Genomic DNA, 12,884 nt, shown 5'->3' on the forward strand with positions numbered 1-12,884 from the left:
CGCCCGGGCAGCGGGAGGAACGTGCGCGGGCCGCGGCGGCCGGTGTGGCGGATCTGCCGTGGGACGCCGCGGGCGCGGCCGTCGAACGGGTGCTGCTGCGAGAGCTGCGCGGTGTTGCAGCGCAGCAGGCGTCCGAACTGGCCGAGCCCGCCGGGCCGGCTGGGCCCGCGCTGGTCAGCGTCTTCGGCGGTGCACCGCGCGAGGACTTCCGCAGCGCTCCTTCCGAAGCCGGCGTCGAGTAGCCCGGAGCCGGAACCGGACCGCCCGCTCCCGGTGGCAACTACTGTGCTGGCCGGATTGCCGCGTGGTCGGCGGTTTCCGCGCCCACCGACTTCTGACAACTGTGAGGACGACGATGACCCATATTCCCCTGGTGGACCTCCCAGCCCAGCATCGGGAGATCGCAGCCGAGATCGAACCCGCCCTGACCGAGGTCATGCGAACGGGTGCGTTCATCGGGGGCAAGCCGGTCACCCTTTTCGAACAGGAGTACGCCGACTTCCTCGGCGTCGGCCACTGCGTGGGCGTCGGGAACGGCACCGACGCCCTGGAGATCGCGCTTCGCGCGCTGGGGATCGGTGCCGGCGACGAGGTGGTCCTGCCTGCCAACACCTTCATCGCCACCGCTGAGGCCGTGGTTCGCGCGGGTGCCCGCCCGGTGCTCGTGGACGTCGACCCGGCCACCTATCTGATCGATTCCGGTGCCGCCGTCGCGGCGATCGGGCCACGGACCAGGGCCGTGATCCCCGTGCATCTGTACGGCCAGGTTGCGCCGGTCGAGGAACTGCTGCCGGCGGCCGCCGCGGCCGGGGTGGCGGTGGTCGAGGACGCCGCCCAGTCGCAGGGCGCCACCCGGCACGGCAGGCACGCGGGTACGTTCGGTGCGGCCGCGGGAACGAGCTTCTACCCCGGTAAGAATCTCGGTGCCTACGGCGACGCCGGTGCCGTGCTGACGTCGTCCGCGCAGGTCGCCGCGGCGGCCCGCACGATCGGCAGCCACGGTAGCGACCGCAAGTACGTGCACAGCAGGCTCGGGGTCAACTCCCGCCTGGACACGCTCCAGGCCGTGGTGCTACGGGCGAAGCTCACGCGGCTGGCCGCCTGGAACACCGCCCGTGTCGACGCCGCGGCCCGTTACGACGAGTTCCTGGCGGACCTGGCCGATGCCGGGGCTGTCACCCGGCCGGTGGTCCTGCCCGGAAACACGCACGTCTGGCACCTGTACGTCATCGAGGTGGACAACCGGGACACCGTGTTGGAAAAGCTGCACGGCGCCGGTATCGGAGCAGGTATCCACTATCCGATTCCCGTGCACCGCCAGGAGGCGTTCGCCGACCTCGGGTATCCCCTCGGGGCCTTCCCGGTGAGTGAACGGGCCGCGGAGCGCATTCTGTCACTGCCCCTGTACCCCCAGATCACCGCCGACCAGCAGGCGGGGATCGTCAACGAGCTGCGGCGGGCCCTGCGGTGACCGCCGCGACGAGCCGTGCGACGGTCGGCACGACGAGTGGGTCCGGGGCCGTCTTCGTCCATCCCCGGGGACTGTGCGAAAGCGACCAGGTCGGCGCCGGCACGAGAATCTGGGCGTTCGCGCACGTTATGCCCGGTGCCCGGATCGGCCGGGACTGCAATGTCTGCGACCATGCGTTCGTGGAGTCCGGCGCGGTGGTGGGCGACCGGGTAACCATCAAGAACGCGGTCCTGATCTGGGATCTCGTGACGGTCGAGGACGATGTCTTCCTCGGCCCTAATATGATCTTCACCAATGACATGAACCCGCGGGCCGAGGTGAAGAAAGGCCCCGACCGTCTCGACCGCACCCTGGTACGCCGGGGAGCCACGATCGGAGCGAACGCCACGATCGTATGTGGCACCACGCTGGGTGAATACTGCTTCGTGGCGGCCGGTGCCGTGGTCATCCGCGATGTCGCGGCGCATGCGCTGGTGGTGGGTAATCCCGCGCGGCAGGTCGGCTGGGTGTGTGCATGCGGTGAGCGGCTCGACGACGAACTGTCCTGCCCGTGCGGGCGGACCTATGAACATCGGCCGGCCGATATCGAAACCGCGGCCTCCGCGGGACTACGTCCAACGCAAGAATGAGGGTGATCCCGCGGAACCAGGCAAGGTGGCGGGTTAAAGTACACATGTGTACCTCTCCGGTGAAACCGGCTGCCTCCGGATCTCGCGGGTGTCAGCGATGATCTTTTCGTGGCTCCGGTCAGGCCGTTACCAGGCGCCGGACGCCGTGGCGGCATCGGGGTGGGGTACTTCACGTGTGTCACGATTTGTCGGTTCGACGCCGGCCGTTCCGGTGTCCTATGGCGGCTGACCCGCCGACAGATGTTCGCCGCCGGGGGGTTGGGACGTGTATCTGCGAGATTCTTTCTATGTGCTCACGCGTCGCTGGTATGTGGTGCTGCCACTTTTTGTATTTTTCGTCGTAACCGCGGGTTTTGTGGCACGTGCGACGCCGTACAGTTACACCGGCAAGGCGACGGTCGTGTTGCTCTCACCGTCGGTGAAGCTGGTGAACGAGCCGACCGCGTCCAACCCGTTCCTGGCGTTCAGCGGTAATCTTTCGGCTACCGCCACGGTGCTCATGCGCATTCTCACGGACGAGGACGCCGCGCAGAAACTGGTCGATTCCGGGGCAACGGCCACCTACACGGTCGGGCCGGATCCGATGGCCCCGGGGGCGCCGCTGCTGGTGATGGAGGCCAAGGACGCCGATCCGGCGGTGGCGGCCCGAACCATGGACGTGTTGATCGAGTTGTTGAAGAGTGAGTTGAAGGAGCAGCAGACCAAGGCCCGTGCCCCGGCGGATGTGTTGATCACGGCTACGGTGGTGTCGCATTTGGAGCCGGGACGCAGCAGCGCCGCCAAGAAGAAGGCGATCGCGGGGGGCGCGGCCGTGGCGTTGGTGGTGCCGATGCTCACCGCGTTCGCGGTCGAGGGTGCGGCGTTCCGGCGGGCTCGTCGGCGGGCCGGAGATCCCGATGCCGGTGCGCAGACCCCGGCCGGTGCGGAATCCTCGGTGGAGGTCCGCGAGCCGCGTTACAACGAGCAGCCGACGGTCAGGACCACGGTCGACCGTGCGTTCCGCTCGGACCCGTCGGAACCGTCGGACCTGTTGGAGCCGGTGGCCGGCGCGGAGTTCCCGCCGGTGCGGACGTCCACCGCATCGGGTACCACCGGTCGTCGGCAGGCAACCGGTTCGGCAGGTCACGAGGCCGATTGGGACGGGTTTGTGGAGCTGGAAACCAGCGAGTTCAGCCGTCGGATGCTTCCGAAGCAATGACGTTCTCGATCGAGAGGACGCTCGGCAGTGCGGGGATCTTCATCACGCCGCGGCGGGTGTCGCTGTCGGCTCCGGAAGCGGCGGACCTGCGGCTGCAGCTGTTGCGCCGCGGGGATGCGGTGGTCGCGGTCACCGCCCTGCTGATACTGATGATCATCATCCCGGCGCGGATGCGGTTCGCGCCACTGGGAGCCGCCGGCAACCCGGCGTTGTTGCTCGGGATGCTGCTGTTCGTCTGGTACATCGCGATCCGGCTGGTGCCCTGGCAGCGGCCACCGCTGCCAGGGCAGGGGATGCGGATCCTGCTGACCCTGTTCGGTCTGTCCGTGCTCATCAGTTATGTGGCGGCCATGACGCGGCCCATCTCCGGCGCGGAGATCCGTGCGGCCGACCGCGGGGTGCTCACGGTCATGGCGGCGCTCGGCCTGGCGTTCACCATTCTCGACGGCGTTCCCAGCCGGGAACGTCTGGACGTCCTGCTCCGCAGGGTGTGTACCGCCGGTACGGTGCTGGCGATTTTCGGGCTGCTCCAGTTCTATCTTCACTTCGACATCAACGCCTACATCCGGATACCCGGTCTCAGCGGTGGCGGCCAGAGTTTCATCTCTGGGCGTGACGGTCTGGTCCGGGTGGCCGGAACGGCGAGCCACGCGATCGAGTTCGGGGTCGTCCTCGCGGCGATCCTGCCGCTTGCGTTGCATTTCGCGTTGTACGCGCCCCGGGACGGGCGGCGGGGGGCGTGGTTCAAGGTCGCCGTGATCGGTCTCACCCTGCCGATGTCGGTGTCGCGGTCAGCCATTCTCACCATCGGTATCGCCCTGCTGGTGCTGGTGCCGTCCTGGCCGGCGCGCCTGCGACGGCGGGCCGTGCTGCTGTCCCCGGTGGCCCTGCTCGCGATGCAGGTGGCCAGCCCCGGAACCCTACGGACGATCTTTGATCTGTTTCTCAACATCGGTAACGACGACAGCGCAGCCGGCCGGACGGCCGACTATGCCACCGCGGGCGTCTACATCGACCATTCCTTCTGGCTCGGGCGCGGTTACGGCACCTTCCTGCCGGAGAAGTACCGGGTGCTGGACAACGCATACCTCGGGCACCTGATCGAGACCGGTATCATCGGGCTCGGCGTCCTGCTGCTGTTGTTCATCGGAACCTTCGTCCTGGCCCGTCGCCTGCGGCGTGACAGCCAGGATCCCGAACTGCGCAATCTCGCTCAGACGCTGGCAGGTTCCGTCATCGCGGTCGGGGCGTCCTTTGTCACGTTTGACGCGCTCGGCTACGCGATGGTGTTCCTGACCGCCTTCCTGCTGATCGGAAGCGTCGGTGCGCTGATGCGGCTGGAGGCTCTGCGGCGTATCGACGACGGGTCCGCGGCGCACCCGGCTGTCAGTCGGCCGTGGTCGGTTGTCAGCCTGCCGCATCCGGGGATCTGGAACCTGCCCTCCCTGGCTGTGCGCCGGTGGTATGTGGTGGTGGCCGTCGGCCTGCTCGTGGTTTTCGGGGCGTTGCATGTCCGGTCGGCCAGGGGCACGTACGAGGCGACCGCCGCGCTCACCGTGTTTCCCCAGGCCGGGAGCGCGCCCAACCCCTACCAGGCCTTCAACCTGAGCAATCAGACGATCGTGAGGGTGGTCGCCGAACGGGTCAACGGCCGGGGCTTCGTCGTCGATCTCAATCACGCGGCCCGGGGAGCCGAGTACGTGGTCGCGGCCGAGACCATCGGTACTCCGGAGAATCCCGGGGCTCCGGATGCCCCGACCGTCATCGTCACCGTCTGGGGAAGCGACCCTGATGTGGCGATTGCCAAGATGCGGGAGCTTGTCACGCAGGTCGGTGAGACCCTCCAGGACGTCCAGGAGACGGCCGCGCCGAGCTCGAACGCCCGTCTTACGGCGGTCCCTGCTCTGATGCCTGGCCGGGCCGCCCTGGTAACCGGCAACAGCAAACGCGCCCTCGGCATGGTGTTCCTGCTCGCTGTGCTCGGCTTCATGTTCATTCTGCCGATGACAGAGCGTGTGCTCGTTCGTGCCGGGCAATGGCGGGCGGCACGCCCGGCCACGCATTCGAAAGGTTGATTATGAATCCACAGCGGGCCATCAAGAGAGCCGGTGTCGCTCTCCTCCGGGCGCGTATCGCGGACCCGCCGTTGTCGCGTTGGGATCCCCGACCGACTCTGCGGGTACCCGGCTCCGAGATTCACCGAGCCGCGTTCCCCGCCGTGGACGCACACAATCACCTGGGCCGCTGGTTGCGCTCGGACGGCTCCTGGATGGTCGACGACGTCGGCGCGCTGCTGGCGATGATGGATGAGCTCAATCTCGCGACCATCGTCAACCTGGACGGCCGGTGGGGCGCGGAGCTGGAGGCCAATCTTGATCGCTACGATCGGCCTCATCCCGGCCGATTCGTCACCTACTGCCACCTTGACTGGACGCTGCTGCGTTCGCGGCGACCGACCGAGGAACTGGTTGCACAGTTACACGCCGCTGCGAGGGCCGGTGCGCGCGGGCTGAAGGTGTGGAAGGACCTCGGGATGCGGGTCCGTGACGGCCGGGGCCGCCTGGTGCTGCCGGACGATCCCAGGCTCTCCGACGTGTTCGAGGCAGCCGCACAGCTCGGACTACCGGTTCTCATCCACGTCGGTGACCCCGTGGCGTTCTTCCACCGTCCCGATCGCCACAACGAACGCCTCGACGAGCTGCGCCGTCACCCGACCGCCTCCCGGGCCACCGGATTGAACGCCCTGCCTGGCCTGCGCGGGCCGGGCCTGCCTCGGCTCCTTGAGGCGCTCGAGTCGGTGGTGGCGGCCCACCCTCGCACGATCTTCGTAGGGGCGCACGTCGGATGCCTGGCCGAGGACCTCGGCGCGGTCGCCCGGATGCTGGATTCCTACCCGAACCTGTGTGTCGACATCTCGGCCCGCGCCGCCGAACTGGGACGCCAGCCGCGGGTGGCCCGCCGGTTCATCGAGCGTTTCGCCGACCGGGTGCTGTTCGGGACGGACGCTTTCCCACCGGCCGCGGACGGCTACCGCGCCTTTTTCCGGCTGTTGGAGACCGACGACGACTACTTCGCGTATTCGCCCTCGGTTCCACCGCCCCAGGGGCGCTGGGCCGTCTACGGTCTCGATCTCCCCCCCGAGGTGCTGCGTCGGGTGTACGCCGGCAACGCCGCACGCCTGCTGCCCGGAGTTCGGCCGGTGGCTCCGTCACCGTCACCACCGGCCGAACCCGCCGTCAGGCCTGATCCTCAGCTCGCACCCTGACTCTCGGGGACTCTGACCCTCCTCAGTCAGAACCCTGACCCTCAGTTGGCAACGGTGGCGCCGAGCCCCGGAGGTCGCGGACGGGCCACCGTGCGGTAGACCTCGGCGAGGCGCACGCCTGCTGCGTCCCAGGTGTGCTGGCCGCGTACGTCCAGGCAAGCTTGCCGCAGTTTTGTGAGCATCGCGGGGTCCTCGGCGAGCAGCTTGATGTGTTCGACCAGCTCCGCGGTGTTCGTCGCCCGGTGGACCAGCCCGTCGACCAGGTGCCGGGTCGGAGCTCCGCAGGCGTCGGAAATCACCGGGACGCAGCCACAGGCGGCAGCTTCCAGCGTGACGAGTGCGCTTCCTTCGGTGACGCTGGGCAGCACAAGTGCGTCCGCACTCCGGAAGAGTGCGCCGAGGTCGTCGACGAACCCGAGTTCCCGGACGCCGGGCAGACGCAGCAGTTCACCCAGACTCGCGCGGTACTCGGGCATGATCACGCCGCAGATGAGCAGTTCGCCCGGGGTGCCCGCGTCCCGCCATGCGCGCAGCGCGTAGTGCAGCCCCTTGTTCGGCTCGCCCCGTCCCGCGAAGACCATGGTGAACGGACGACCCGGCGAGCGCGGGAGATCCGTGGGAAAGAAACGGGTCGGGTCGTAGCCGTAGGCGTGCCGCACCAGACGGTCGGCGGCGACCCCGTGCTCGACGAAGGTCTGTACGACATAGTCGGATGGGCACAGCAGCGCGCTTGCCGCGTCGTACTCGGCGTCCTCACGCTGGAGGTGGCCGGTGGTTCCGCGATGGGCGTGCCCGCGGGGGAGTTGGATTCCGCATGCGGCGGCCTCCTGTTCGGCCAGCCCACAAGCGGACCGGCTGTGTGGGCTGCAGACTTCGCGGAGTCCGGGAACACCGATGCGGTGTGCTGTCCGCAACGTGTGGATGCAGCCGCGGGGCCAGCCGTGCACGACGTCATAGGCGTACGGGCGGGTGGCGAGTTCGCGGGCGGTACGCCTGTCGTGGTAGCCGTAGGCACGGCGGACACCGATGGCCCGGTGGGGAATCCGCCTGCCCCTGGTGACCATCGTCTCGACGACACCGGCCGCGCCGTCGAGATCCGCGGCCAGGCTCGTGCAGTACACGGTCACCGCGAAACCAGCATCGATCATGCTTCTGACCTGGTGAAACGCTGCCGTGGAGATCCCCGGTCGGCCGAGGGTGTGCGGGAAGGAGTAAAGGACGCGCAGCGGCCGTTTCCCGGTTGCGGTTTTTTTGCTCGTTGTGTTTTCGATGGTCATCGACAGACAACTCCCCCCTTGTGAAGCGCGCCATTGCGGTGAGTGAACCGGCGTCCGGTGTCGTCGGTGAACGTGCGATGGATACCCTCTGCCGCATGCGCCGTGTCCGGTGTCGCACCCGGATGGTCTACAGTATGGGCGCTGAAGTGGGGCCACCTACGTACAGGTGCACTGCTATGCAGAGTGCGCACTACCTTACGGGGTGTAGTGAGGGTAGCTGTCCCGGCGGTGTTGTCGGAGCTGCCCACGGCTTTGGGGGGTTGCGTTGCCGCAGACCGTGTTCGACTACTATTTCGATCGGGAGACTCTTCAGCCGTTCGCGGAGAAGTACCGGGGCTCCTTTCAGACGGCGCAGCCCTTCCGGCATGTCGTCATAGACGATTTCCTGCCCGCCGAGATACTGCGTGCGGTCGTCAATGCCTTCCCGAAGCCGGGGGACGCCGACTGGCAGCGTTTCGACGCCAGCCAGGAGGTCAAACTCGCGCTGGCGGACGAGGTTCTCATGCCCACGCCGTTGCGTCATATCCTTCAGCAGTTCAACTCCGGTCCCTTTCTCGACTTCCTTGAGGACCTGACCGGGATCTCGGGCCTGCTGCCGGACCCGCATCTCGTCGGCGGCGGCCTGCACCAGATCGTCCGTGGCGGTTTCCTGAAGGTACACGCCGACTTCAACCGGCATCGTCGCCTCGGCGTGGACCGGCGACTGAACGTACTGCTGTACCTCAACGACGACTGGGACGAGTCCTGGGGCGGTCATCTGGAGCTGTGGGACCGCGGAATGACAAAGGCCGTCCACCGCATCGCACCGCTGTTCAACAGGTTTGTGGTGTTCGCGACCACCGACCACTCCTACCACGGTCATCCGGATCCGTTGCGTTCACCCGAGGGCGTCACCCGGCGTTCGCTGGCCTGGTACTACTACACCAACGGTCGTCCGGCCGACGAGGTGTCGCCGGACCACACCACGTTGTTCCAGGCACGCCCCGGTGAAGCGGTTCGACCCAGCGGTCTGGCCCGCGCCCAGGATATCGCCCGCCGGGCGACTCCCCCCCTGCTCATCGATGCTGCTCGGACGCTGCGTTCCCGCCGCCATGCGGGGCACTGAGCGTCCCAGCAGGCATAGTCCCAGCAGGCATATTTCGCAAGGGTTTGGTCAGGGGTTAGGTAGGTGGCTGCGTGACTGTTCTCGCCAGTGTTGTCGTGCCCGCGCACAATGAGGAGGCGGTGATCGGCCGCTGCCTTGAGCGGCTCGCTGACGGCGTGCGCCCCGGGGACCTCGACATCGTCGTCGTCTGCAACGGCTGTACCGACCGCACCGCGCAGCTTGCCCGTGCAGCCGGGGCACGTGTGGTGGAGACACCCCGGCCGGGCAAAGCCGGTGCCCTCAATCTCGGTGACGAGACCACGACCGGTTTCCCACGTTTCTATGTGGACGCTGACATCGAGGTCCGCGGTAGTGATCTTCTTCGGGTGGCCGAGGTGCTACGGGAGGACCGGGCGCTTGCGGCCGCTCCGCGGATCCGGATCGCCACGGCCGGCGTGAGCCGGGCTGTCCGGGACTATTACCGCATCTGGCTGAAGCTCCCCTACGCCCGCGACAACCACGTCGGCTCCGGTGTGGTGGGAGTCAGCGAGCAGGGCCGTGCCCGTTTCGACCGATTTCCGGAGGCGATCGCGGACGACTTCTTCCTGTATCAGCGGTTCGCGGCGGGTGAGCGCAGGACTGTTGATGAGGCCGAGTTCATCGTCCGTCCCGCACGTACCGCCCGTGACCTGGTGCTGCGCAAGATCCGGGTATACGCCGGCAACATCCAGATGCGGCAGCTGGCCCTCGCTCCGGCCGCCGCGACGCCGGTGCGGGCCCGTCGGCTGCCCGACTGGCTTGCCGTGGTATGGGCCGAGCCGGCGCTGGTCACCGCTGTTCCGGCCTACGTCGCCATCTCCGGCGCGGCCCAGTTGCTGGCCCGGCGCAAGGTGCGGCGTGGGCAGCTGGGTACCTGGGAACGGGATGCCAGCAGCCGGGTGACCGGAACGGCCGCATGAGCGCGTCCGTGGGCGGGAACGCGGCCGTCGCGCGGCGGATCAACGCCCTGAAATCCGTTCTGGACCCGCGCCCCTACGCACATCTGTTCCGTATCCTGCATTTCTATTCCTACTCCCACACCCGGCAGAAGGCGCGGCTCGCGCTCGGCCGGGGCGTGCGGATGGCTCCCAACGTGTCCATCCGCAACGGCGAGCGGATCAGCATCGGCGACCACGCCCACATCGGTGAACGCTGCTACCTGTGGGCGGGCAACGACACCGGCCGCATCGACATCGGAGAGTATGCGCTGTTCGGTCCGGAGGTCTTCATCACGGCCTCCGACTACCAGATCGCCCCGGATGTTCCGGTCATGCACCAACCCAAGCGTGAACGCGACGTCCGTATCGGCCGTGACGTCTGGCTCGGTGCCCGGGCGGTCGTCACCGCCGGAGTGGAGATCGGTGACGGCTGCATCGTCGGTGCGGGCTCCGTGGTGACCCAGTCGCTGCCGCCAGACTCGATCGCGGTGGGAGCGCCGGCGCGCGTCGTCGGAAAGCGGGGCGAGAAGGAGTGACCGGTGTCGAGGTTTCCGTCCTGATCGTCTCGTACAACACCGCGGAGCTCACCGTCGGCTGCCTGGACTCCCTGCGTGAACAGACCCGGAACACCTCATATGAGGTGATCGTCGTCGACAACGCGTCGACCGACTCCTCCGCGGCGCGGATCCGTGCCGCTTTCCCGGACATCGAGGTGGTCGACTCCGGGACCAACCTCGGTTTCGGGCGGGCCGTCAACCTCGCCGCGGAACGCGCCAAAGGCGAATACCTGCTGTTGCTGAACCCGGACACCGTTGTCCTGGACGACGCGCTCGGTGCACTGCTCGCGTTCGCACGCGCCCACCCCGAACACGGCATCTACGGTGGCCGGACGCTGCGACCGGACGGCACGCTCGACCCGAGCTCGTGCTGGGGTGTTCCGACGCTGTGGAGCCTGGTGTGTTTCGGCCTGGGCCTGAGCACCTGGCGCAAGGGCTCGGCGTTGTTCGATCCGGAGTCGCTGGGCGGGTGGCGTCGGGACAGCGTCCGCGAGGTCGGTGTTGTCACCGGCTGCCTGTTGCTGGTCCGCCGGTCGGTCTTCGGCGCCCTCGGCGGTTTCGACCCCCGTTATTTCATGTACGGGGAGGACGCGGATCTCAGCGTGCGGGCCCGTCGCGCCGACTGGCGCCCAGTGATCACTCCGGACGCCACCGTCATCCACCATGTGGGTGCGTCCTCGGCCCGTCGCTCAGATAAAATGATCATGGTGATGCGGGCGAAGGTGACGTTCGTACGCGATCACTTCGAGCCGGGTGCGCGCCGGCGGAGCGCGCTCGCCCTGCTGACTCTCGGCGTGGCCGTACGGGCGACGCTGGCGGTGCTCACCGGCTGGTTGCAGGCGGTAAAAACGGTAAAGGCGACAAAATCGCTAAAGGCGGAAAAAAAGCTAGAAAAATCGGTAGAAACGGCGTCGGGGCGGACCGCGCCGACCGCCGACGCCTGGGTGGGTGTCTGGAAGGCCCGCCGTGAATGGCAACCGGGATATCCGCCGGCGCCGGTCACCGGAAAGCGGCCCGCCACGGGTTGACCGGGCTCACCACCGGGGGACCGGGGAATCCGGTCCACCGGCTCGGTACCAGGAAGTTCATGAAATCCAGGCGTGGCGGCGGGCGAATACCCGAGCCACCGGCGTCCGGGGGGCGACCGAAGGTGAACAAACGTGTCCTTATTATCGTGCAGAATCTGCCGGTACCGCTGGACCGGCGGGTTTGGTTGGAATGCCAGGAGCTTGTCCGGGCCGGTTACACGGTTTCGGTGATCTGTCCCAAGGGGCCACAGGATCCCGGTTACCAGGAGCTCGACGGCGTCCGCCTTTACAAGTATGACGCCCCGACGACCCAGCCCGGCGTCCGTGGCTACCTGGCCGAATTCGTCGTGTGCTGGTTGAAGACGGCCAGGCTGTCCGTCCGGGTGCGTCGCGAAATCGGTTTCGACGTCATCCAGGCGTGCAACCCGCCGGACACCTATGCGCTGCTCGCCGCTCCCTACAAGCTCGCCGGAGCGAAGTTCGTCTACGATCAGCACGATCTGTGCCCGGAGGTCTACCGGTCCCGGTTCGACCGCCCGTCCCCCCTCCTGCTGCGTGGCCTCTACCTGCTTGAGGGCATCACTTACCGCTTTGCCGACCACGTGATTTCGACCAACGAGTCCTACCGGCTGGTGGCGATGGGGCGGGGTGGGCGCGGCCGTGACGACACGACGGTGGTGCGCAGCGGTCCGGACACCGATCGGATGCGGCCGGGTGCGGACTCGCCGGAACTGCGTCGCGGACGGCGTCACCTCATCGTTTATCTCGGCGTAATGGGCCCCCAGGACGGCGTTGATTCCGTCCTGCACGCGCTCGACATTCTGGTCCACAAGGACAGCCGCGAGGACATCCACCTCGCCCTGCTCGGTTTCGGTGACTGCCTCGAGGATCTACGTGTGCTGTCCACCGAGCTCGGCCTGGACGACTACGTGACCTTCACCGGCAGGGCGGACGCCGCCACGATTGAGAAGTATCTGCGGACCGCCGCGGTCGGCCTCGGTCCGGACCCCGCGAACCCGCTGAACGAGGTGTCCACGATGAACAAGACCATGGAGTACATGGCCTACGGGGTTCCGGTCGTCACTTTCGACCTCATCGAGACCAGGGTGTCCGCCGGTGACGCGGCCTGTTACGTCGAACCGGGAGACCTCGAGGGGTTTGCCCGGGCTGTCACGGATCTCCTGGACGACCCCGAGCGCCGTAGCACGCTGGGCCGCAAGGGTCGGGAGCGGGCCGCCGAGGTTCTCGACTGGCGTCTGCAGGCGCCCGGATACGTCGCCGTCTATGATCACTTGTTGGGCGTCGCCCGGGCTGACGCGAAAGCGGGAACGCGACCGCGGGCGGGCCGACGGCCGGCTGCCTGGACGAAGGTGGCGGCGTCGGCCGTGGTCTCCCTGC

11 protein-coding genes and 1 pseudogene are annotated in these 12,884 nt (G+C 67.7%); 11 read left to right on the forward strand and 1 reads right to left on the reverse strand.

The features are described from left to right. The 6 genes and pseudogenes from DD1DGNOD_RS26485 to DD1DGNOD_RS04150 form a co-directional block, all read left to right on the forward strand. Window positions 1-242 (forward strand): annotated as a pseudogene (locus DD1DGNOD_RS26485) (hypothetical protein); the annotation flags it as partial. Between the two features lie 113 nt (window positions 243-355). After that, window positions 356-1,471, forward strand: coding sequence for a DegT/DnrJ/EryC1/StrS family aminotransferase (locus tag DD1DGNOD_RS04130; protein ID WP_131765297.1), 1,116 nt, complete (start codon window positions 356-358; stop codon window positions 1,469-1,471). Beyond that, the gene (locus DD1DGNOD_RS04135) at window positions 1,468-2,100 is read left to right on the forward strand and encodes an acyltransferase (RefSeq protein WP_241251214.1); all 633 of its coding nucleotides are present in this window, start codon (window positions 1,468-1,470) and stop codon (window positions 2,098-2,100) included. The genes DD1DGNOD_RS04130 and DD1DGNOD_RS04135 overlap by 4 nt, the downstream gene beginning before the upstream one ends. 265 nt (window positions 2,101-2,365) lie before the next feature. After that, complete coding sequence (locus DD1DGNOD_RS04140; RefSeq protein ID WP_131769482.1) at window positions 2,366-3,298, forward strand: hypothetical protein; 933 nt, start codon at window positions 2,366-2,368, stop codon at window positions 3,296-3,298. After that, a complete protein-coding gene (locus DD1DGNOD_RS04145) occupies window positions 3,295-5,373 on the forward strand; it encodes an O-antigen ligase family protein (RefSeq protein WP_131765299.1) in 2,079 nt (692 codons plus the stop codon). The genes DD1DGNOD_RS04140 and DD1DGNOD_RS04145 overlap by 4 nt, the downstream gene beginning before the upstream one ends. Before the next feature lie 2 nt (window positions 5,374-5,375). Next, window positions 5,376-6,563, forward strand: coding sequence for an amidohydrolase family protein (locus DD1DGNOD_RS04150; RefSeq protein ID WP_131769483.1), 1,188 nt, complete (start codon window positions 5,376-5,378; stop codon window positions 6,561-6,563). 41 nt (window positions 6,564-6,604) lie between these two features. On the opposite strand, the gene DD1DGNOD_RS04155 is transcribed toward DD1DGNOD_RS04150, so the two are convergent. After that, a complete protein-coding gene (locus DD1DGNOD_RS04155) occupies window positions 6,605-7,840 on the reverse strand; it encodes a glycosyltransferase family 4 protein (protein WP_131769484.1) in 1,236 nt (411 codons plus the stop codon). A 265-nt stretch (window positions 7,841-8,105) separates the two neighbouring features. On the opposite strand from DD1DGNOD_RS04155, the gene DD1DGNOD_RS04160 reads away from it, so the two are divergent. From DD1DGNOD_RS04160 to DD1DGNOD_RS04180, 5 genes are all read left to right on the forward strand, one after another. Next, window positions 8,106-8,945: a 2OG-Fe(II) oxygenase gene (locus DD1DGNOD_RS04160; protein WP_131765301.1), complete on the forward strand. Its 840-nt coding sequence runs from the start codon at window positions 8,106-8,108 to the stop codon at window positions 8,943-8,945. 71 nt (window positions 8,946-9,016) lie between these two features. Next, on the forward strand, window positions 9,017-9,883 hold the full coding sequence (locus tag DD1DGNOD_RS04165; RefSeq protein WP_131765302.1) for a glycosyltransferase: 867 nt from the start codon (window positions 9,017-9,019) through the stop codon (window positions 9,881-9,883). Further along, complete coding sequence (locus tag DD1DGNOD_RS04170; protein ID WP_131765303.1) at window positions 9,880-10,437, forward strand: acyltransferase; 558 nt, start codon at window positions 9,880-9,882, stop codon at window positions 10,435-10,437. The genes DD1DGNOD_RS04165 and DD1DGNOD_RS04170 overlap by 4 nt, the downstream gene beginning before the upstream one ends. Beyond that, window positions 10,434-11,486: a glycosyltransferase family 2 protein gene (locus tag DD1DGNOD_RS04175; RefSeq protein WP_131769485.1), complete on the forward strand. Its 1,053-nt coding sequence runs from the start codon at window positions 10,434-10,436 to the stop codon at window positions 11,484-11,486. Before DD1DGNOD_RS04170 ends, DD1DGNOD_RS04175 begins: the two co-directional genes overlap by 4 nt. Before the next feature lie 146 nt (window positions 11,487-11,632). Next, on the forward strand, window positions 11,633-12,884 hold a 1,252-nt coding region (locus DD1DGNOD_RS04180), incomplete at its 3' end, for a glycosyltransferase family 4 protein (protein WP_241255452.1).

It is taken from the genome of Candidatus Protofrankia californiensis (assembly GCF_900634765.1).
In the GTDB taxonomy this organism is placed as follows: Bacteria; Actinomycetota; Actinomycetes; order Frankiales; family Frankiaceae; genus Protofrankia; species Protofrankia californiensis.